At 64.8% G+C, this 22019-nt stretch carries 17 protein-coding genes; 8 read left to right on the top strand and 9 right to left on the bottom strand.

Going from position 1 to position 22019, the window contains the following annotated elements:
- Positions 1–478: 478 nt before the first annotated feature.
- From HKW67_RS08475 to HKW67_RS08465, 3 genes are read left to right on the top strand one after another with little or no spacing between them, the layout of a single operon-like run.
- Positions 479–1948 (top strand): hypothetical protein, encoded by a 1470-nt coding sequence (locus HKW67_RS08475; protein ID WP_171224970.1) that lies wholly within the window; start codon positions 479–481, stop codon positions 1946–1948.
- A gap of 2 nt (positions 1949–1950) precedes the next feature.
- Complete coding sequence (locus tag HKW67_RS08470) at positions 1951–4170, top strand: TonB-dependent receptor (protein ID WP_171224969.1); 2220 nt, start codon at positions 1951–1953, stop codon at positions 4168–4170.
- Between the two features lie 47 nt (positions 4171–4217).
- Positions 4218–5027: a hypothetical protein gene (locus tag HKW67_RS08465; RefSeq protein WP_171224968.1), complete on the top strand. Its 810-nt coding sequence runs from the start codon at positions 4218–4220 to the stop codon at positions 5025–5027.
- 159 nt (positions 5028–5186) lie between these two features.
- Here the strand turns inward: HKW67_RS08465 and HKW67_RS08460 are convergent, their stop codons facing one another.
- Both HKW67_RS08460 and HKW67_RS08455 read right to left on the bottom strand, forming a co-directional pair.
- Complete coding sequence (locus HKW67_RS08460; RefSeq protein ID WP_171224967.1) at positions 5187–6065, bottom strand: MBL fold metallo-hydrolase; 879 nt, start codon at positions 6063–6065, stop codon at positions 5187–5189.
- A gap of 22 nt (positions 6066–6087) precedes the next feature.
- Entirely contained in the window at positions 6088–6777 is a 690-nt protein-coding gene (locus HKW67_RS08455) for a Crp/Fnr family transcriptional regulator (protein WP_171224966.1), read from the bottom strand.
- 305 nt (positions 6778–7082) lie between these two features.
- Here HKW67_RS08455 and prfA point away from each other — a divergent pair, with 305 nt between their 5' ends.
- The 5 genes from prfA to HKW67_RS08430 are packed head-to-tail and all read left to right on the top strand — an operon-like array spanning position 7083 to position 11820.
- Positions 7083–8153 (top strand): peptide chain release factor 1, encoded by a 1071-nt coding sequence (gene prfA, locus HKW67_RS08450; protein ID WP_171224965.1) that lies wholly within the window; start codon positions 7083–7085, stop codon positions 8151–8153.
- Positions 8146–9063, top strand: a complete 918-nt coding sequence (prmC, locus tag HKW67_RS08445; RefSeq protein WP_171224964.1) for a peptide chain release factor N(5)-glutamine methyltransferase — start codon at positions 8146–8148, stop codon at positions 9061–9063. Before prfA ends, prmC begins: the two co-directional genes overlap by 8 nt.
- Before the next feature lie 43 nt (positions 9064–9106).
- Positions 9107–9457, top strand: a complete 351-nt coding sequence (locus HKW67_RS08440; RefSeq protein WP_171224963.1) for a YlbF/YmcA family competence regulator — start codon at positions 9107–9109, stop codon at positions 9455–9457.
- Positions 9458–9467: 10 nt separating this feature from the next.
- Positions 9468–10178 (top strand): dTMP kinase, encoded by a 711-nt coding sequence (gene tmk, locus HKW67_RS08435; protein WP_171224962.1) that lies wholly within the window; start codon positions 9468–9470, stop codon positions 10176–10178.
- A complete protein-coding gene (locus HKW67_RS08430; RefSeq protein ID WP_171224961.1) occupies positions 10171–11820 on the top strand; it encodes a S41 family peptidase in 1650 nt (549 codons plus the stop codon). The genes tmk and HKW67_RS08430 overlap by 8 nt, the downstream gene beginning before the upstream one ends.
- Before the next feature lie 10 nt (positions 11821–11830).
- Here HKW67_RS08430 and HKW67_RS08425 read toward each other — a convergent pair whose 3' ends face one another.
- From HKW67_RS08425 to HKW67_RS08395, 7 genes are all read right to left on the bottom strand, one after another.
- Positions 11831–12520, bottom strand: a complete 690-nt coding sequence (locus tag HKW67_RS08425) for a LolA family protein (protein WP_171224960.1) — start codon at positions 12518–12520, stop codon at positions 11831–11833.
- Positions 12521–12602: 82 nt separating this feature from the next.
- Entirely contained in the window at positions 12603–13637 is a 1035-nt protein-coding gene (gene aroF / locus HKW67_RS08420; protein WP_171224959.1) for a 3-deoxy-7-phosphoheptulonate synthase, read from the bottom strand.
- Positions 13638–13646: 9 nt separating this feature from the next.
- The gene (locus tag HKW67_RS08415; RefSeq protein ID WP_171224958.1) at positions 13647–14405 is read right to left on the bottom strand and encodes an MBL fold metallo-hydrolase; all 759 of its coding nucleotides are present in this window, start codon (positions 14403–14405) and stop codon (positions 13647–13649) included.
- A 25-nt stretch (positions 14406–14430) separates the two neighbouring features.
- Positions 14431–15489 carry a hypothetical protein gene (locus HKW67_RS08410; RefSeq protein WP_171224957.1) on the bottom strand — a complete coding sequence of 353 codons (1059 nt, stop codon included), beginning with the start codon at positions 15487–15489 and terminating at the stop codon, positions 14431–14433.
- A complete protein-coding gene (gene smc / locus HKW67_RS08405; protein ID WP_171224956.1) occupies positions 15486–19049 on the bottom strand; it encodes a chromosome segregation protein SMC in 3564 nt (1187 codons plus the stop codon). The genes HKW67_RS08410 and smc overlap by 4 nt, the downstream gene beginning before the upstream one ends.
- Complete coding sequence (locus HKW67_RS08400) at positions 19049–20434, bottom strand: SPOR domain-containing protein (RefSeq protein ID WP_171224955.1); 1386 nt, start codon at positions 20432–20434, stop codon at positions 19049–19051. The genes smc and HKW67_RS08400 overlap by 1 nt, the downstream gene beginning before the upstream one ends.
- Positions 20431–21936: an SPOR domain-containing protein gene (locus HKW67_RS08395; RefSeq protein WP_171224954.1), complete on the bottom strand. Its 1506-nt coding sequence runs from the start codon at positions 21934–21936 to the stop codon at positions 20431–20433. The genes HKW67_RS08400 and HKW67_RS08395 overlap by 4 nt, the downstream gene beginning before the upstream one ends.
- Positions 21937–22019: the final 83 nt, after the last annotated feature.

The raw sequence follows: 22019 nt of genomic DNA, 5'->3' as shown, positions 1-22019 counted from the left end.
AAAAGTGAACTGCGCTAAAAGTGAACTGCGCTAAAAGTGAACTGCGCTAAAAGTGAACTGCGCTAAAAGTGAACTGCGCTAAAAGTGAACTGCGCTAAGAGTGAACTGCGCTAAGAGTGAACGGCGCTAAGAGTACACTACTCGAGGTGACAGCGGGCGATGAGTAAACGCCGCCGCCGCTGCGCTTTCTCGCGACAGTCGCTCGGCAAGTCTAGACTGGCTGAGGATCGGCTATCCCGCATCTTTTCCGCTCGTCCCACCCAGTATGCTATTCCGCATTGACACCCGCCTGATCCGGGCAAATACTGGCGATAGTCGCCGAATGGAGACGAATTGAGAAATAGTTCAAAAGCGAGGCAGATTTATGAAAGTGGCAAGAGTTCTATGTGGGCTTTTGGGAGCCCTATCGCTGTGGGCGTGTGTAGAGAAGCCTGAGCTTTTCACTCATCCATACGTGGGTGCTTCAGTCGCTTCGTCTATGTCAATCGATGACCGCATCGGGGAAGCCTTCGCACAAACGATGCAGGAACCAGCCTTCGCAATGGCCGTCAGGGATCGGCTACGCGCATCGCGATTTACCCAGCACAAAGTTCAACTGGGAGGCCTGCTTTCCTCAAAAGAGATGGCTCCGTTTGCTGAACGATTCTTTCAGAATCTATCCACACACGGCGTGCGAAGTGATGTGGTTCTCGAGCGCGCGCGCGTCCTAGCGCTCTGGATGCCCAACCGCACACAACGACTCTCGTGGAATGGCCGTGGCCGCGTCGTGGTCGTGGCGAAGACTTCGAAGGGCGCTAAGCCTACTGTGGCCTTTGGTAGTGATGGTAGGTCCTCGTTAGTTGAAGAGTTATTGCTTCCTGCGGCGAGGGAGAACTCAGGCGCCCCCCTCTTCGTCATCGCGCCATTTGATGCGCTGATCCCTCGAAACGGCGAAGTTCGGATTTCAACTCGGGAGACCGTTCAGGATCCGCAAGAGGTTGAGGCAGGAGGGTTGCTTGTCACTCGGCTGCAGAACGGTGACTCCGTGATGACACCAATCGACGTGACGAGTCGAAACGGCGCGCCAGCCTCAACCTCATTTGCGCGCGCGAGGCTAAGCACGCCGCCTTCGGGTACCTCACTAAAATCGTTGTACGTCATCAATGGCGAGGACTTTGGAAGCTTCTCAAATCCGCTTGAGCTCAGGTGGGTAAGCTCACTGAAGCGGCGCAGCGATCAAAGCACTATTCGCACATCGACGCTCTACGTGGATGGCTACAATCAGTTTATCGGAGAAGTAAGTCTCCCAATGCTCGATGCTGTTCAAAGCCCGACCAGCTACATTGACGTCTCGCTCAAGGAGAACGATGGCTGGTGGGCGGACGATGACTACGGGTTCTACCAGCTAATCGACGAAACCAAAAACGCATTGAACGCACCTGCCCTTGAACCGCGATTGGGTGGAGGAAGCGACCGATGTGGAGCGATTACCTCGCTCGGAGCCTTTGAATGTCCGTATTCCTCAAGTGGAAGGCTGTTTTTCTGGCGCGAGGTCAGCTTCAGTTTGCAGTGGCCATCGTTTACCGCTCCGCCGGCGCGACCTCAGATCGTTGGTGATTCATACATCTATCCGTATCAGTTGGTCACGTGGACGGCGGGGTACGTGCCGGGTGGGGCTGCACCGTATTCGTATCGGTGGTACCTCGATGGCCAGCTCGTAGGCACAGGTTCCTCGTATCAGCAGAGCTTCAACACGCCTGCCACGTCGCATGAACTCGTGTTGGACGTGATGGACGGTGGAACCTATTGGGATCAGCAGTCGATTCCCGTAAATGTAAATTCCGGTAGTTGCCCACCTGGAAGTACCGGGTGCAACGAATCACTTCGAAAGCCGTTTGACTCCGCGTCGACAGCGGGCTCCGAGCGGAACCGTGGTTCGACCCCGAAAAAAGCCGGCAGGGCGCGATAGTAATGACGTACGCGCGATTTGGAAGGCTGCTCGTCGTTATAGCAGCAACGCCGTTCAGCCTTTCTTCGCAGCCAAGCGTCGTAAAGGGAATTGTCTTAGATTCGCTTCGACGTGGTCTTGCTGACGTGAGCGTAGATCGCATCGACGGTTCTGCCTATGCGCTTACTCGCACGGACGGACGCTTCTCCCTTTTGCTCGATGGCACAACATCGCGCGTGCGGTTCCAGAAAGTTGGCTACTTGCCGGCGGAACGGACGCTTAACCTCGCGGCGTTTCCGCATGAAATCCTCGAGGTAGTCCTCTCTGTCGCCCCCACCGCGCTCGCCGGAGTTCTGGTCTCCGGCGGACGCGAGGGAGCGGCGATGACCCGGGAATCAGTTCGTCGAATTCCTCCCGTAGGCGAATCTGATGTGTATCGCGCGCTTCCGTTGCTCGCAGGCGTGACACAGCCCGACGACGTGAAGGCTCGCGTGAACCTTTTGGGTGCCGCTGGCGACGAAGCCAGCTATTCGCTTGACGGTCATCCGCTGCAAGCGATGGCGCATCTTCAGAACGTGATCGGGGCTTTCAACACCGCGTCGATTGACGGCGTAGAGCTACGCCTGAATCAAATCCCAAGTGTTGTCGATAGCCGTGTCGGCGGTCTGGTTGCCGTTACAACCCGGCAGCCGGGCCGAGAGCGAAACGGCGAGCTCGTTGCAAGCCTGCTCTCTCTCGGAGCGACCGTTGTTTCCGCAAGCTCGACACGGGCAGACCTTTTAGTAAGCGCACGCGCGTCGTACATCGGCGCGCTACTGAATCGAGTCACGGACGGCAGCGGCTCTAGCTCGGCGCGGGTGCCCGACTTCTCAGATGCTCTCGTTCGGTTCGGGTTCACGCCCACCCCATCCAGCCGCGTCGAACTGCTCGGGTCGCGAGCCTTCGATGCAGAGCGCCCAGGGCCGGGTTCGACTGGTGTGCCGCTCCGCTCATCAGAAACGCTGGGTGGTCTTCGTTTGACCTTCGCCGGCAAGCGGATGGATGCGCATCTACGGACGTCGCACGATCGTGCAGAGACTCTCGACCGCAACCAGGTAGCTGGTGTTGCCGCTGTCAACAACGTGCAATCCTGGTTCAGCGCAGAAGCGGGCGCGAAGCTGCAGCTTTGGCGCGTGTTAGAGGCGAGCGGAGTGGTGAGCCTTGACGAACGTCGGCATATGCATCGTTGGCTGAACATCCGCACGGGAGCCGGCGGTAGCGAGCGGCTCGACCTTTCGGCGAGGCAGCGCCTGCTTGCCGTCGGCTCGCAGTTCTTGCTGAAGTTCTCCGAAGGACGGTCGCTGTCGGCGGGAGCGCGGATCACCGTTGCAGACTCGTCGAGTGCATTCGCGCCGCAGCTAGTTGCGAAAGTGCTGTCAAGCTCCGCGCAACAAGTATCCATAGGCATTGAGCGACGCGCGCAGTTCGACGCTCAGCTCAGTGATCCAGAGAACACCAGACCACAGCCGACTTTCCTCCTCTCTCGTCCTCGTCTCATGGACGCCGTGTCGCTAGAGTACCGATTGCACGAGCGTACAGACGGTGGAGTCGCCTATTCACTGCACACGACCGCTGCGGTGAGATGGTACGCGGACCGCACGACAAGTGCGCAACGTTCTGGTCCAGCCGCCTCGCGTACGTCTGACATGCTCTTCGAACGGGCGCCGGCCCGCAGTCTCGGGATCGCTACCACCGTGCTCGCGCGGCATGCCAGCGGCCCATCCGCGCAGCTGACGTACTCGTTCGTGCGGAGCTTGACGCGTCGGCATGACGAGTGGGTCCCCACCAGTTGGGACACGCCGTCTAACATCAGTGGAGTATTTACGCTACCACTTCCGAGACGGCTGTCACTCTCCGTGGTAGGAGCAATGCGAAGCGGTTTGCCCATTACGCCGATAGTGGGGCGAGTGATCGTTCCTTCGTTCGACGGTTCCGGGGGAGAGTCGAGGCTTATCTACGGGGAGATGAACAGTGCTCGACTTCCTGGCTTCCAGCGATTCGATGTCGCCTTGCGGAAGCGATGGACCCCGAGGGCGTTTGAGGTGGATGCTTCGCTGCAAGTGGTAAACCTGCTGTACAAGCGCAATGTGGTGGCCTACGATGCCGCGACTTACCTGGCACAGGTCGCAAGCGGACAGACTCCGACTGCTCGCCGCGCCGGCCTTCCTTTGGTGCCATCGATAGGCGTCGAGGTGAGGTGGTGAGGAACAATCCATCGCGGCTTCGTCGTGCGTGGCTTGCTCTGGCGATCATGGTCGCTGCAGACTGCGCGAATCCGACCGAAATCTTGCAGAGTCGTCCGTCGCTGTCGTTGTATCTGATTCTCTCGCCCGGTGCGGTCGGCGTCGCGCCAAAGTCTCCAATTCGCGGTTTGTTCGCGCTGATGTCCTCGCCGCAATCGTTCGAATACGTAGCCCCTTCCCAGCTATCGCTGTCCAGCACCGGCGGTGTCTTCGCGCTCACGCACTCGGGCGCTGTCGGTCAACTTCCGTTCTTCGACAGCTCTCCGGCTGACGTCGGAAACCTTCAGCTCGACTGGGTGGCCGGCACTTCAGGTCTAGGCGCGAAAGACTTGATCGGGGGCGCACGGTATACGCTTCGCGTTGCATCTGGTGCCGAGAGCGTTATCGGCACCATGGTGCTCCCAGAGATTTCGAGGCCGCACGTCGTCGAAACAGCCGGGGTAGAATCGATTGTGTGGAATCGATCGGCCGGCGCGGCTCAATACGTGGTATCGAGTAGCGTCACGCGACAGACCTACCTCACCGCAGATACGTCTTTAGTGCTCCTGCGCGACGTGGCCGATTCTCAGCTTCCCTTGGCGACGTTCATTCGCGTGGTCGCGCTCGATACAAATCTCTACAATTTCACCATCGACACATTGCGGTATCGCGCGGGAGTTTCCGGCGCGCTCGGGGTGTTTGGTGGGTTTGCCGTTGATTCCGCCCCTGTCGCGCGCAAGAGAGAAGCTGTGCCCGGGAGCACTCGTACTTTCTCAATCGAGCCGCTATCAGAAAAGGCACACTTAAAGCTCTGTGCAATGATCGGCTGTGTACCGTAGGCACTACGGCAACCAGTCGGATTCGGCTGATTGCATTGTTCGAGTGTACCGCGAGGGCGCTGCACAGCGTTTCCCGCTTCCTATTCTTCGCGCATTTTACCTTAGCGCCGTTGACTCTTAGCGCCGTTCACTCTTAGCGCCCCTGGCAGTTCCAGAATCTCACACCGTCAGCGCCAGTCCTTCCCACGCCGCCAGCACTCGCAGGGCGCTCCCGGCCGCGGCCGCCATCGCGCGGCTCTCTTCGACCATGCGCTCTATCGTGTCGTCATCGCGATCGGGATGATGGTGAAACAGCACCAGCATGCCCGCGCCGCATGCGATCGCCAGGCGCGTAGCCTCTAGAGATGACGAATGCCCCCAGCCTACATGTTTGGGGAGTTCGCTCTCGAGATAGGTCGCGTCGTGTATCAACACCGGTACGTCGCGCAGGAACGCCGTGAGCCGTACCCGCCACGCCTCGGCCGCCTCCGACTCGTCGGCGTAAGCCAACTCATTGTCCGGCGCATACGCCACCGCCGGTCCGTGTGCGTCGTCGATACGTAGCACGGCCGCTTCGCCCGGATGCTGCGCGGCGAAGCGATGCACGCGTGACGTGCCGACCTCGCGGGCGCTGGAGAGGTCCCAGTCGCACACGTCGAGTCGGCTGCGAATGCCGTCGACGTAGGGGAACATCGGCGGCGAGAGCAGGGCATCCACGAACGGCTGCAGCGAGGCCGACTCACCGTCGCCGCAGCAGATCTCGATCGCGCGCGTCTGCGTGATCAGCGGCGCGAAGTGCGACAATCCCAACACATGGTCGCTATGTCGGTGCGACAGAAATATGTGTGCCGTTCGATCGTCGCCATCGCTCATGAGATGCGCGCCCAGCGCCCGGATGCCGGTGCCGGCATCGAGGATCAATAGACCGCCGTCGGCCGCCCGAAGCTCCACACATGGCGTGTTGCCACCGTACCGCACCGTGCGCGGCCCCGGACTGGGGCAGGTGCCTCTGGTTCCCCAGAAGCGTATCCGGAACCGCGGCGGGACCCCCGACGGCATCAGCGGCGAATCGGTGGCGAAATCAGCCGCGCGGACGGGCGCGCGCTTCCAGCGCAGCCCGATCCACGATCGTGACCACGCGGCGCTGCACCGAGATCAGTCCCTTCTCCTGGAACTCCGCCATCGCCCGCGACACCGTCTCGCGGCTGGCGCCGATCATCTGGGCGATCGTCTGGTGCGTGAGCTGCTTGACCAGCGTGGCCGGTTCACCGGGCGTCGCGTGCTCCAGCAGGACCTTGGCCACACGACCCGGCACGTCGAGCAGCACGAGGCTGCCGATCGTTCCGTCGGCCTGACGAAGGCGACGCGACAGCTCGACCATCAGGCCCCACGCCACCTGCGGGCTCGTTTCCACCTGACGCCGGAAATCGGCACGGCGCAGCACCAACAGGCTGGACGGCTGCGTGGCGACCACATGGGCCGAACGTGGACGGCCATCGATGAGCGACAGTTCGCCGAAGTGGTCGCCGACATTGAGAACGTTGAGAATGACTTCGCGGCCGTCGTCGCCAATGAGGACGACTTTGACTTCACCCGAACGCACCACAAACAGCGCGTCGCCGGGGTCGCCTTCAGTGACGATCATCGCCCCCTTGGCAAAGCGTTGCTCACGGGTGAGCTCGGCAAAGCCACGCACGGCCGACCGCTCGAGTTCGCGGAAGAGCGGGACGGTGGCCAGAAAGTCGGTGATTCGATCGAGCGAAACGCTCATCGTGGGCGGCGTGAATCGCAGAGGAGTAGTTCCGAACGTTACCATCGTGTGTCACCTCGGGGGCCGGTGCCCTCGCGGATGTCCCGTGAAGGTACCAAGGTGGAGAAAGGAGGCAAGCGGACAGCCGAGGCCTCTGAACCTGCTCCGGATAGCATTGCGCGGTTATCTTTCGGTGATACCCGCGACATCCGTGTAGGTCCGCGCTTCGGTCGATATTTCCGACCCGCCTGAAGAGTACGATGCACGTCACGTGCCTCGCCGTGACCGGTATCACGAAGCCTTACGAACTCGAGCACACCCACTCAATGCTGACCCATCTTCGCGACCGCATGGCCGACGCGTTGCGTCGCGCCACCGAAGTGGAGCAGCTGCTGGCCGACCCGGAAACGGTGAAAGACGCGCCGCGGCTTGCTGCACTTGGTCGCGAGCACCATCGCCTGGCCGAAGTCGTTCAAAAAGTGAACCGCTACACCAAAGCCGAGGCCGAACTCGCCGACGCGCGCGAGATGGCCAATGGTGACGATGCCGACTTTGCGGCTGAAGCCAGAGCCGAGGTCGAGCGGCTCGAGCAGGAGTGCACCGCACTGGAGAAGGCGCTGCTGCCACTGCTGATTCCGCGCGACCCGCTCGACGATCGCCCTGCCATCTTCGAATTACGGGCCGGCACCGGTGGTGACGAAGCCGCGCTGTTCGCCGCCGACTTGCTGCGCATGTACACGCGCTTTATCGAACGGAAAGGCTGGCGCATCGAAGGCATCTCGTACTCCGACGGCACGCTCGGCGGTGTGAAGGAAGCGGTGTTCAAGGTGATCGGCGACGGTGCATTCGGCATGCTGCGCTGGGAGTCGGGGGTGCATCGCGTACAACGCGTGCCGGCCACCGAATCGCAGGGCCGCATTCACACCTCGGCGGCCACGGTGGCGGTGCTGCCGGAGGCCGAAGAAGTCGACGTGAAGATCGAAGACAAGGATCTGCGCATCGACGTGTTCCGCTCGTCGGGACCCGGTGGCCAGAGCGTGAATACCACCGACTCTGCCGTGCGCATTACGCACATTCCGACCGGCCTGGTGGTGTCGCAACAGGACCAGAAGTCGCAGCTGCAGAACAAGGCCAAGGGCATGGAAGTGCTGCGCGCGCGGTTGCTCGATCTCCGGCTGTCCGAGCAGGAAGCCGAGCGGTCGCGCATGCGCAAATCGCAGGTATCAACCGGCGACCGTTCGGCGAAGATCCGCACCTATAACTTTCCGCAGGGACGGGTCACCGATCATCGTGTAGGCGTCACGCTGTACGACATCGATCGGGTGCTCGACGGCGATCTGGGACCGTTCCTCGAAGCGATCGCGCTGGCGAACGCGGAAGAGAGCCTGAGTGGATGACACCGCGCGGCTGCTGCGTGATGTGCTGCACGACGCCGCGCGGCTGCTCTCGGAGTCGACGGCGTTGACCGCCGAAGCACGCGCGGAGGGCCTGCCGCTCGATGGTAATCGTGAGGCGCGCTGGCTGGTGTCGGCGGTGCTGGATATCGCGCCGGGTGAAGTGGGACGACTGCTGTCGGTCGGCTATCGCGTATCCAAAGCTCGGTCGGCGCACATCGAAGCGGCCGCGCGTCGCCGGGCGACCGGAGAACCGGCCGCCTACTGCGTGGGAAGCGCCCCCTTTCGGGAGCTGGTCCTGCAGGTCGATCGGCGGGTGCTCATTCCACGTCCGGAAACGGAAATTGTGGTGGGCGAGGCGTTGCGGATCACGGCGAGCCAGCCGGGCGGAGTCGCGGTTGACATCGGCACTGGGTCCGGCGCGATCGCCCTGAGTCTCGCCACGGAAGGACGGTTCGAGCGAGTGATCGCGACCGATCTCTCCGACGACGCACTGGCCGTGGCGGCGGCGAACGCGGCGCAGGTGGCCGTCGCGCAGCCCACAGCGGCGCCCGTGGAGTTCCGCCAGGGAGCTGATCTGGCCCCGCTTGGCGGCGTCCGGGCCCGTGTGATTGTGTCGAACCCGCCCTACATTGCGTATAGCGAAGCGGCCGCCCTGCCGCGCAGTGTGCGGGACTGGGAGCCCACCGTGGCGCTCTTGGCGGCTGATGACGGGATGGCCCGCTACGACGCCATTCTGACGGGGGCGCACGGCCTGCTGGAGCCGTTCGGCTGGGTGGTGTTCGAGGTGGATGCCCGGCGCGCGCAACGGACCGCTGCGCTGGCAACCGCACGTGGGTATCAACAGATACAGGTCGTGCGCGATCTCACCGGTCGCGAACGCGTGGTGCTCGCGCAGCACGTTCCGGCGTAGTTCTCACTTCATTGCTTCTACTCGGCCGAGGAGGCCGATCTCCATGCTCGAAAGCAAAGCGAAGGATCTTGGCCGCACCATCGGTCAAAGCGAAGAGTACAAGGCCGTGAAGCGCAGCAGCGAGGCGCTGAACGCCGATCGCGAAGCGACCACGGTGCTGCGGCAGATGGAGAAGATCCGCCAGGATGCGCAGGCGATGATCGATCGCGGCGAAGAGCCGACGAACGAGATGGAGCAGCAGCTCGACACGCTGCTGCAGCAAGTGCAGGTGAACAGCGCGTATCAGGCCGCGATCTCGGCGCAGGACAATTTCGACAAGCTCATGCTGCGCGTGAATCAGTGGATCGCCGATGGCATCCGCGCGGGTGCCACGAGCTCGATCATTCTTGGCTGATCTGTCGGTCATGTCGGCAGTCGCAGGCGGGTGCTTCATCGTGCTGGAAGGCGGCGAGGGGGTGGGCAAGACGACGCAGTGGCGTCGGCTGGCCGACGCGCTCATCGCGGCCGGTCACGAGGTGGTGGCACTGCGCGAGCCCGGCGGAACGCCGGCGGGCGATGCGTTGCGCGCCGTGCTGCTCGATCCGTCGTCGGCGCTGACGCCCGAAACCGAGACGCTGTTGTTCGCAGCCTCACGCGCGCAGTTGGTGCGGGATGTGATCACGCCGGCCTTGGACCGCGGTGCGGTCGTGCTGGTCGATCGCTTTCTGTTGTCGACGTACGCGTATCAGGGTCGGGGTCGTGCGCTGTCTCTCGCGGCGCTTCGACAGGTGAATGCGTTCGCCACCGGTGGATTGGCACCGGATCTCACGTTGCTCTTGTCCTTACCACTCGACGAGTCGATGGCGCGCATGCATGCGCGTGGCAGCGCCGATCGTATGGAACGTGAGGATGATGCGTTTCATCGTCGCGTACGCGCGGCGTTCGACGACGCGCTCGATCCGGGTTGGCAGGCCCAGCATCCCGAGATCGGCCCCGTCGTCGCCATCGATGCGGACGGCGACGCCGACGTGGTAACAACGCGTTGTCTGGCGGCATTGGCCACGAAGTGGCCTCATCGTTTTTCCGAGGTGCAGGTGGAGCGTCCGTTGTCTGCCGTACAGGTGACTCATGGCTGAGCCGCTGCCCGATGCGCCGCGCAGCTCCCGGCGTCGTTCGCGGACCATCGCCGCGGCGGCGATCTTCGCGGTGCTGTTGTCGCTCGGCGGATGGTGGGCCGGTCGTGACCTGACCGCCGGTACCCGTCAGGCCCGCGCGCCGCTCGGTGGCGCGCGCCTTTTCGATCAGGTGGTTGCTGCCGTCGCGCAGAAGTACGTGGACTCGCTCGATGGCAGCGCGCTCTACGAGAAGGCGGTGTCTGGATTACTGCGCGAGCTCAAGGATCCGTACACGTCGTATCTCACCGAAGACCGCCTGCGCCGATTGAACGAGCAGATCAGCGGTACCTATGCCGGTGTCGGATTGCAGATCGACATCCGCGATAGCTGGCCGGTGGTGATCGAGCCGATCGTGGGTGGTCCGTCGGAACGCGCGGGCGTGCTGGTGGGCGATCGCATCGTGCTGGTCGGCAAGGAGTCGACGCGGGGATGGTCGCGCGAAGAAACGTCGAAGGCCATGCGCGGGGCGCCGGGATCGAGCGTGACGTTCACCGTGGAGCGCGGTGACTCACGCGTGAACTTCACATTGCTGCGCGACAGGGTGCATCTGCGCGCGGTGCAGCGCGTACAGTTGCTGCAGAACGGTGTGGGCTACGTCGACGTCAACGTGTTCAGCGCGCAGACCGCCGCTGAGCTCAGCGTCGCCGTGGATAGCGTGGTGAAACTAGGTGCGCGTTCGCTGGTCATGGACCTGCGCGGCAATCCGGGTGGACTGTTGGAGCAGGGCGTGGCGGTCGCCGAGCTGTTCCTCGATCGCGGGCAGAGCATCGTGCAGCTGCGCGCGCGTCCCGGTTCGCAGCCGCAGGTGTTCACGGATAGTCAGCCGCAGCGCTGGCCCACCTTGCCGCTGGCAGTGCTGGTGGATCGCGCCAGTGCGAGTGCCTCGGAGATCGTGGCCGGCGCGTTGCAGGATCACGATCGCGCCATTGTGCTGGGCGTGACGTCGTTCGGAAAGGGCAGTGCGCAGAACGTGTATCCGCTCTCGAGCGGCGGCGCACTGCGACTCACCACCGCGCGCTGGTATACGCCGGTCGGCCGCAGCATCAATCGTCCGGCGCCGCGCGACCGCGACGAGGAGCCCGAAGACAGCGCCGAAGTGACGCTGCCCGACACGATCCGTCCGCGTTTTCGTACCGATGCCGGACGCACCGTGTTCGGCGGTGGTGGAATCACGCCCGACGTGATCATGAGCGACACCACCACGCCGATGCAGGTGCAGTCGTTGGCGCGCGCGATGGGCAAGAACGCCGGTGCCTATCGCGACGCCGTCGCAAAACAGGCCCAAGCGCAGAAGCGGCAGATGAACGGACCGGGCGACCCGGTCACGCCGGCGATGCTCGATGCGCTGTATGCCGATCTGGTGGGCCGCGGCGTCGCACCGCCGCGCTCCGTGTTCGACAGCGCATCCCCGTGGATCTCGCGCTCACTCGGTTACGAGATGACGCGAGTGGCCTTCGGTGCCGATGCCGATTTCCTGCGGCGCACGCAGGACGACAGCGCGCTGTTGCGTGCGATGGAATTGCTGCAGGGCGCACGCAGCCCACGTGATGTGTTCTCGAAGCTCGAGAAACGCGCGGTCGAAGTACCGGCCGCGATTCGCTAGGCGCTCGTAACTAAGCGCTGCCGGGGATCTTCGTCGAGACCTTCACGCCCTTGGGCGTGACGAACTTGAATGCATCCTTGGGCAGCGTCGCGTCCGGCAGCCAACTCGTGAGGGTGATGGTGCGATCGACCCCCTGCTGGTCCAGCACCTGCACCCGCACCGGTCGCGCCTCCTTGTCGTCGAGCCAGAGCACCGCCTTGCTGAACGGCACCGAGCTCGCGCTCTTGGGCACCAGCTGCACACGGCGTGTGGCGCGACCGTCGATCGGCACGTTCTCGCCGCCCGTGATCGTGAACGCGCGGCGCGGCGTGTCGAGCAACTGACCGAGAAGATCGGCCACGATGGCACCGTCGGCATCAGCCGGCAACTTCAACACCTGGCCAGGCGTGCTGCTGGGCAGATACACCCACAGACTCTTGCCGTCGCCCACAATGCGATCACCGGCCGGTTCCGTGAAGGTGATCGATACGCGATTAGGCCGTTCCTGCACGAACACGCCGCGCGAGACGACGGTACGGCCAAGGATCGGATTGGTGATTTTCTGATCGAAGTTCGCCTGCAGCGTACGCGTACCCGACCAGGATTTCGCCACACGCGCGTAGGCCGCTTCGGCGTCGGCGACCGTCTGTGCCGAGAGGGGTGCGTACGCGGGCAAGGCCATGGCGACCATGGCGATCGCGCGCGCCGAAATTCGAGTCATGTGAGTCATAGGACTGACTACCCGCGGGGGCGAGGCAGGTGCCCGTCTCGGACACCTGCTGAACGTCATCGTGTACCGCGCGTCACCGAACTGGCGTGGGCGCCAGCTGACGGTCAATGGCGCCGGCGATCAGTCGGAGCTGCCGAACGAGCTCTGTAAACTGTTCGGGATACAGCGACTGCGCGCCATCGGACAGCGCCTTGTCGGGCGTGGGATGCACTTCCACGAGAATGCCGTCGGCGCCGGCGGCGACCGCAGCGCGCGCCATCGGTGTCACTTTGTCGCGCAGTCCGGTGCCATGGCTCGGATCGGCCATGATGGGCAGGTGCGACAGCTTCTGCACCACGGGAATCGCCGTGAGATCGAACAAGTTGCGCGTCGCGCTGTCGAACGTGCGCACGCCGCGCTCGCACAGAATCACGTTCGGGTTGCCTTCCGAGAGTACGTACTCGGCGCTGAGCAGCAGATCGTTGATCGTGGCGGCCATACCGCGCTTCAGCAGCACCGGCTTGCCGAGCTTGCCCACATGACGGAGCAGCGAGTAGTTCTGCATGTTACGTGCGCCGATCTGAATGCAATCGGCATACTCGGCCACGAGATCCGCACCGCGCTCGTCCATCGCTTCGGTCACGATCGCGAGTCCGGTTTCGTTGCGTGCGAGCGCAAGCAGCTTGAGCCCCTCGAGGCCAAGGCCCTGGAAGGCATAGGGCGACGAACGCGGCTTGAACGCCCCGCCACGAAGGGCATGAGCACCGGCGTTCCGTACGGCGTGCGCCGATGCCAGAATCTGTGCTTCACTCTCCACCGAGCACGGACCCGCGAAGACGACGACGTCGCTGCCACCCACACGCACGCCCGGCGCGATCTCGACGATCGTGTTCTCGTTCTTCCATTCGCGCGATGCCTGACGATACGGCTTCTGCACAATGAGGACGTTCGCTACGCCGGGGAGCCCTTCGATGTACGACCAATCCACCTGCGCGTCATCGCCCAGGAGACCGATCGCCGTGCGCACAGCGCCCGGCATGGGAAGGGGCTTGAAGCCCTGTCGCACGATCTCGTCGCAGACCTTGTCGATGTCGGCGGCGCTCGCGTTGGGCTGCATTACGACCAGCATGTCACGTCCTCAGAATTCGATGGACCAGCCGTCGGTCGCGAGGACCGTTGGGCCGGCGTAGTACTCCGCCGCTTCACCGAGAATGTTCACGGTTTCCACGGGCGGATAGAAATGCGTTAGTACGAGCCGATGTGCGGCCGCGTGGGCGGCGAGCTGTCCGGCCTGTCGCGGCGTCAGGTGTTCGCGAATGGCCATGGCATCGGGCAACGAACACTCGGCCAACAGCAGGTCGCACCCCGCCGACCATGCTCCGAGTTCCTCGCTCACGCCGGTGTCACCGGTGTACACGAGACGTCGCTCCCCGTCACTCACGGAATATGCTACGCTCTCAGCCGTATGTGGTACCGGTTGCGCGCTCAGTGTGACGTGGTCGCCGACTTTCACGATCTCGTCGGGGACGAGTTCCCGCACGGTGCAGGGAAAACCGGGGGCCAGCATCCAGGCGCCGTACACGCCTGCCATGCGCTCGATCAGGGCGCCGGTTCCCGACGGCCCGTACAGCGTGACCGGGGCGCTCCGCGGGGGTAGCTGGCCCCAGCGCCAGCCCATCAGCAGCAGAGGCAGGTCGGCGATGTGATCGGCGTGAAAGTGCGTGATGGCCACATGCGTGATGGCAGACCAGTCGACGCCGAGCGACGCCATGCGGTGCACCGCGCCACTTCCGCAATCCAGCAGTAGTCGTACGTCGCCCGCTTCCACGAGATGAGCGGCACTCACGCGGGTCGCGTGCGGCGCGGCTGTGCCGGTCCCAACGGTGGTGAGCTTCATGCGCCGCGAGGCGAGTGCGCCATGATCAGCGGCCTTTGAACAGCATGCGCCGGAACGTCGGCGCGCCGGTACCGCTGCGGAAGCGCGCCACGTACACGCCCGGCGCCACGGTACGCCCGTCGCTGGCGGTGCCGTCCCACACGAAGCGGCTATCGCAGTTGCTGCCGGCGCCCGGCGCACCACGGCCGTACCGGCCGGCGGGAAACTGGGTCACGCCATCGAGCCCGGGCACGATCGTGCGCACCACGTTGCCGCGAAGGTCGAGCACGTCGAGCGACACCGTGCCGCCAGGTTGACCGATGTCGAACCAGAAGCAGGTGTTGAAAGACGTGGCCGACGGAAACGGATTGGGGAAGTTCTGATACAGGATCGTGGTGGTCGGCAGCAGCGGATCGACAATCGAGAAGGAGGCGCTGCTCGCCACTCGCACAAAGTCGCCGTTGGGGAGCGAGGCGCGTACGCTCCACCGGTACGACGCATTGGCTCGCAGATCGGTCGGCACCCGGAACGTGGTGTCGAGCAGACCCGCGACACCCACTTCGGGAAGCCCGGTGTTGAGGATCTCGAGCGCATACGTCCACGGGCCAGCGGCTGGCGTGATCCGCGCACTCTGCCACACGAACAGCGGCCGGCGAATATCGAAGATGCCGCCCGAATTCGGCTTCGGCGAAATCAACGTGAGCCACGCCGGCACCGTTCGCGGACCCGTGATCGGCGACTCCGCGATGGCGCCGAACGCACCCTGCACACTGGCCCGCCAGTATACGGTGGCTTCACTCGGCAGGGCGCGCGTGATCTGCACCGAGATCGTGGTGTCGGAGGTCGAGAACGACGAGTCGACGGCGAGCGAACCGGCCCCGAAATCCACCGACGTGGCGATCTGCACCCGCACACGCAGCGGGCGCTGATTCGCGAAGCCGAGGGCGCGCACGACCAGTGACGGCGTGAGCGTTGGCAACGCGACGGCGGTCGGCCCGTCCACGACGACCGTTTGCCCCGACACGAGCCGGGGCAACGTCACCGATGTCACGCCGCAGCACAGCGCCGCGGCGCTCCACCACCGCCGCCGCGCGAGCGAAATCACGCCGGCGACGGTTCCGCGGCGGAGTCCTCGTCGGCCTCTTCACCGCCGATCTCGCCCGCGATGGCGTCGTCGGGCACGATGGTCTCGTCCACCTGCTGACCACCGCGCAGGCGCACGCTCACGATCGACGACACACCGGGCTCCTGCATCGTCACACCGTACACCGCATCAGCGGCTTCCGACGTCGTACGCGGATTGTGCGTGATGACGATGAACTGTGTCCGCGACTTGAAGTCGTTCAGCATCTTCACGAAGCGGCCGATGTTCTGGTCGTCGAGCGGCGCGTCCACTTCGTCCATGAGGCAGAAGGGACTCGGCTTGGTGAGGAAGATGCCGAACAGCAGCGACAACGCCACGAGCGCGCGCTCGCCGCTGGAGAGCAGGTGAATGCGCTGCGTCTTCTTGCCGCGCGGCGACGCGTGCACTTCGATGTCACAGTCGAGCGGCGAATCGGGGTTCTCGAGCCGCAGATCGCACTCGCCACCACCGAACATGCGCAGGAAGATCTGACGGAAGTTCTCGCGGACCTGCGAGAACGTGGCCAGGAACAGCTCACGAGCCGTGCTGTCGATTTCACGGATGGCCTGATGCAGCGACTGCTTGGCCGCCACGAGGTCGTTGCGCTGTCCAGTCAGGAACTCGAGCCGACGCTGCTCCTCCTCGTGTTCTTCGATCGCCAGCGGATTCACCGGTCCCAACTCATCGAGCGATTCGCGCAGCTGCTTCGCTTCGGTGCGCAACACATCGGTCTCGAGGTCGAGCTCTTCGAATCCGGCCAGCAGATCCTCGAGCGTGCGACGCCATTCGGTCTCGAGTCGCTGGCGGATGGCTTCGCGACGGCCCGACAATTCGGTATGACGCAGCTGCGCCCCGTGCAGCTGCTCACCCAGCGCCGACGAACGGCGTCTGGCTTCGTCGAGCATGCGCTCGGCTTCGTCGAGTGCGCCGGTGGCCGCGGCGACGGCCCGCTCGGCATCGGCCAAGCGCGCGTCGGCGTCGGCCAGCGTCTTCTGTTCGGTGTCCAGTTCGGAGCGCCAGCCGTCGAGCTGCTGCGCCAGATTCTGGTCGGCTTCCGAGAGATTCGTGAGCTCGCGCGCCAACGATTCGAGGCGGGCGGCTGCCGTGGAATCTTCTTCGTTCAACCGCTTCTCGCGGTCGATCGCAACCGACAGGCGCGCCTGCGCCTGGGCCTGCGCGACCTGCCACGTGGCCCGTGCTTCGCGCGCCTGTTCCTGATCACGCTCGGCGATCGACATCGCCTCGCGCGCTTCAGCGATATCGGCATCCGCTTCGCCGGCGCGCGCATGCAGCGCTTCGGCCTGCTGCGCCAGCTGCTTCGTGCGCGAGTCGAGCTCCTCGAGACGCGAGATGAGACGCTCGGCCAGCGCGCTCGACTGCTGCAGTTCGCGTTCGGCGCGCTCACGGCGACGTTCGACTTCCTGTTGCACGTCGGCCGCGCGACGCGATTCCTGCTGCGCGCGGTTGGACGTTTCCATCGCCGCCTGTTGCGCACGCTCCGCCTCACCAAGCGCCAGGCGCGCCGCTTCGGCCGCCATCATGCACTCGTCGCGGCGCGCATCGGCGGCCGCGAGATCCGATTCGAGTCGCGTGATCTCGGCGCGACGCTGCAGCGGGCCGGGACCCGTGGCCGTTCCCGGCAGGAACACGGCGCCACGTTCATCAATGAACGCTTCACCGCTGTCGATCGCACGCACCTTGCCCAGCAACGCGCGCACCCAGCGCGACGCCGCACCCGACGATTGCACGCTGCCGGCCAAGGCATCGGCATCGGCACCAAGGTCGGTGACGACATCGAGCGGCAACAGCAGCAGCGGGCCGGGCTGCGTGTCGGCGTGCCAACGGCGCACGGCGGCCGCAGCCTCGGCATCACGCACGACGATCGCGTGCATCGTGGCGCCGAGGTAGCGCTCCACGAGCTTCGCCGCTTCACCGTCGGCGGTCAGGAAGTCGGTGAGCGGGCCGAGCACGGCGCCTTCGCCGAAGCGCTCGCGTTCCTTGAGGAGCTTGGCCGCCGACGGGGCCAGTCCGACGCGTTCACGTTCGAGTGCAGCCAGCGCATTCAAGCGGCCTTCCAGTGCCGTGCGTGACTGCACGGCGCTGGCCAGCGCACTGCGCGACTCGGCATCGGCCGTCCGCGCGGTGGCGGCGGCCAAGCGCGCGCCCTCGAGCGCATGCAGCGCATCCTGCGCGTTCGCCTGCGTGATCGATACCTGCTCGCGCGCTGCGATCAGCTCACGCTCGGTGACATCGAGCGCGTCGGCCAGCTGCTGACGCTCGATCTCGAGCGCTTCACGACGGTTTTGCGTTTCGAGATGCTCACGCGACGCACCATCGCGATCGAGCTCGATACGACGGGCCTGGTCGCGGTGTTCGCGCACCTGTCGCTCGAGCTGCTCGAGCACGGCGCGCGACTGCTGTACCGCTTCACGCGTGGTCTGTTCGGCGGCGAGGCGCTCCTGTAGCGCTTCACCGGCGTCCGCCAGTTCCTTCTCGAGCGTGGTCCGATCGCCGACGGCGCGCTCACGATCTTCACGCAGACGACGGCCGAACGCTTCGTTCTCTTTCCGTTCCTCTTCGGCGCGCTGCTTACGCATCGTCGTGCTGCGCTGACGCTCTTCGCTCACGGCGAGTTCGCGCTCGAGCTTTTGCGTCTTGTCGCGCTGCTCGGTGGAGAGGCGCGCGAGTTCGAGACGGCTGGCTTCCGCGGCGGAACGCGCCCCGTGCGCCTGCTCACGCAGCAACTCTGCCTGCGCGATCGCTTCCTCACCACCAGGCACGTCCTGCTGCAGCTCTTCGAGACGACCGTCGAGCGCCGCGAGTTCTTCCCGCCAGGCTGCCATCTCGCGGGTGGCCAGCGAAATCTCGACCTGGAACCGACGCGCCATCAGCTCGGCGTGCCGTTCAGCGCGACGACGTTGACGCGCCAGCGAGCGCACCTGGCTCTGGACTTCGTTGATCAGGTCGTCGAGGCGTGCAAGGTCGACCGTCGTTTCTTCGAGACGGCGTTCGGCACTGCGGCGACGATCGCGATACAGGCCCACACCGGCCGCTTCTTCGAACAGCTCGCGACGTTCGTCCGGGCGGTCGGAGAGCAGGGCATCGATCATCTTGCTTTCGATGACCACGCCGGAGTCGGCGCCGAGGCCGGTGCCACGCACCAAGTCCTGAATGTCGCGCAAACGGCACGGCGCGCGATTCAGCAGATACTCGCTCTCTCCCGAGCGCAGCAGGCGCCGGGTGATCACGACTTCCTTGAACGGCACCGGGAGTTCGCCTTCGGTGTTGTCGAAGTGCAGTGACACTTCGGCCATGTTCACGGCCTTGCGTGCCGACGATCCGTGGAAGATCACGTCTTCCATCTTCGCGCCACGCATGGCGCGCGCGCGCTGCTCGCCCAGCACCCAACGCACGGCGTCGGAGACGTTCGACTTGCCGCTACCGTTGGGGCCGACGATGGCCGTCACACCCTTTTCGAACACGAACTCCAAGTGATCGGCAAAGGCCTTGAAGCCATGGACCTCGAGCTTCGTCAGACGCACTAGAACGCTCTCCCAGTTCGATAAACCAACACAGGCGCGACGCGCAGGGCGCGCAAAGAATCCGCAAGCGGGGTCGCCTGCGTCGGCGATTCGAAAGCGCCGGTATACACATTCGCGCTGCCATCAGGCTGCAGCAGCGCGTACGCGATAATGCCGCGATTCGCCAGTTCGGCGAGGCGCGTGGGGATCAAGGTCGGTGTGACGTTGCGCGCGAGTCGCAGCGCATACGGCACCGACACGATGCTCCCCGATCCCACGATCTTCTGCGTGCGCAGCTTGGTCAGCAGCGATTCGGCCTGCGCGCGGGTGGATGACGCGCCGACCGTCACGCGGAACCACTGCTCGTTACCCTCGGCCACTGGCGACAACGCCACGGCGTCGAGGGCGCGCACGCGCGCATCCGGCATGGCGGCGGCGCGCGTGTTGGCCGTCGCGAAGTACACGGCGTATCGGGACGCGGTCGCCGAGTCGGCGGCATTCTCCACCGTCAGCGGCGGACTTGCGGCGCGAATGCTATCCGGTGTCGGAATGATGGTGCCCGTCGAGTCGCGCAGCAGCGAGTCGCGTTTGGCGCTGTCGCTGCGCACCGAGGTGTCCATCGGTGTCGGCGGGACCACGACCGTGGTGCTGTCGGGTTCACGCTGCTTACCCGTGATCAGTTCAGCGACCGGTTCAGGCAGGCGCGCCATGATCTGCGGCCAGAAGGCGCCCACCGCCACGGCGATCGAGCCAAGCACCGCGACGATCGCGAGAAAACGACGGCGGCGGCTGGATTCGTCTTCGGCTGCGGCCGCGCGTGCGCGCGCCGCGTTCGGCCGCGGCGTGGCGGGTGGCGGCTCAGGCTGGGGCGGTGCGGGCGGCGCGATTAGCGGCACGCCCTGCGGCGTGGGGAACACGGTCTCGCCGACGGGCATCAGGGCGCCGACGTAGGCACACAGGTCGGCAAATCCAGGGGTGGCCGGATTGGCGACGACCACCAGGAGCGCGCCGACCTGATGAAAGCCGGCGGCCAGACGGCGCCACCGTTCGTTCGCGTACACCGCATCGTGCGCCACCGCTTCCGTGCCACTGGGCATCAGAAACACATTCTCGGCGCCGGCCATCGGGCGCGCGATCTTGTTGAGCGACACGCCGTACAGGAAGCTGTCCGAAATGCCGTGCGGGTCGTCGCCGGTCAGCAACGCTTCGATCGCGGGGGCTTCGCCAATCAAGTCAGCCACGGCCACGCGGCGGCGCAATCCCTGCGCGCGCGCCACGCCGAGTGCCATCGAGGTGGCCAACGCGGCATCGGTCGCGGCGATGACCACGGAGCAGATGCCGTCGAGTAGAGGCGCCAAACGGCGTCCTTCCATCTCCCACGATTCGGTCAGACTGAGCGGCGTCACGGTGCCCCCTCGAAGATCCAATAGCTCTGTCCCGACGATTTGCCGACGCGCTCGGCGTCGGCGCGAGTCGGGTACGGGCCGAGCACCACGCGATACAAGGTTTTTCCGGCACGGTCAGACGTCGTAATGCGCGGTGTCTCGCCGTCGACGCGGATGCGCGACGCCAGCTGACGTGCCTGCTTCTCCTCGAGCACCGCGGCGAACGATACGGTGAACGCCGACGCCGTCGTTGCCGTATCACGGCGCAACGTGTCCCGCCCGACATCACGCACGACATCACGCGCCGCGGCGCTGTCGGCATAGTCCACCGAATCGCGCGGTGCGCTGGTGCGGAACTGCACGGGTTGATCGAGACCGGCGGCACGCGGGCGGAAGCCGTTCCAGCGCAGTGTGTACCAGAACTGACGCGCACCACCTTCGACGGTCCGCATGTCGGCCAACGTCGACGGATGCGCGAATACCACGTCTTCTCCACGAGTGGTGGCAATCGCGCCATCGGGCAAAACCAGAGGCAGATCGCCGCGCCATTCGCTGCGCACGACGCCGATCACGGCATCGCTGCCAAGGCTGATCACATACACCGAGTCGTCCGCACCACGCGCCAGCAGCACGCGACCCAATGGGTCCATGCGCAGCGCACGCGGTACGCCGGGCAGCGTGATCTTTCCCTTCACTCCTTCTTCGAAACGATCGACGACGCGCAACAATGCTTCGTTCTCGATTGCCACGAACAAACGGTCACCACTTGGCGTGGCGGCGATGGCCGTGATCGGATCGCCGATGTCCACTTCGAGTGCCTTGGCGAGATCGCGCGTGCGGACGGCGATGACTTCTTCGTTGCCGCCGAAGAACACCCGATCACCAACGGCGCCGGCGGTCGCGCCGAGTGACTTGCGCAGCGTGGCTTCGTTGCCGCCGATATCGAACGACAAACTGTCGGTGACGTCCTGACCAGGAGGACGCACGCGCCACACGACGGCGCGATCGCCCTTGGCGCCGGCCACGATCAACGAGCCGTCGGCCTGTGCATAGAGCGCGTGCGCGGGCAGCTTGGGCGTGAAGCGCCAGTCGCCGCCGCTCGGTGTGTAGCGCGTGATCTCGCCGTCGGTCGTGAGCGCGTAGATCGCACCCCCATCAGCCGATGACGCGACGGCCACATCATCGGTTCGCGACGTGGTCACCGTACCGAGGCGGATATCGATGCGCACCGGCGCACCGCTCGTGTCGACGGCGGCGAGATAGCCGTCTTCAGCACCGAACGCGATGATGCGATCGAGTGCGGGGAGCCGCGCACTCGATCGCCACAGCGTGGAATCGAGATCCGGATATCGGGTAGCCGTCATAACGCCGCCGTCGCGCGAAACGCGCAACACGATCGGGTCCGGACCACCGGGGATACTGGGAGTGGCGTCGGCTCCGGAGGGGCGGGACGAGCGATCGGCACAGCCGCCGGCAACACCGCACGCGAGGAGCACGAACGCCGTCACTAGGAGCGTGCGCACGGGCGAAAAGTACCTGCCAGAGGCAGGAGCAGGGAGGGGGGACGGCAGGGGAAATCCCCTCTCGTCCCCCCTTGTTCTCAACC

This window comes from Gemmatimonas groenlandica (genome assembly GCF_013004105.1).
Classification (GTDB): Bacteria; Gemmatimonadota; Gemmatimonadetes; order Gemmatimonadales; family Gemmatimonadaceae; genus Gemmatimonas; species Gemmatimonas groenlandica.
Note: the sequence above shows the minus strand (reverse complement) of the source record. Positions and strands in the feature narration are given on the sequence as shown.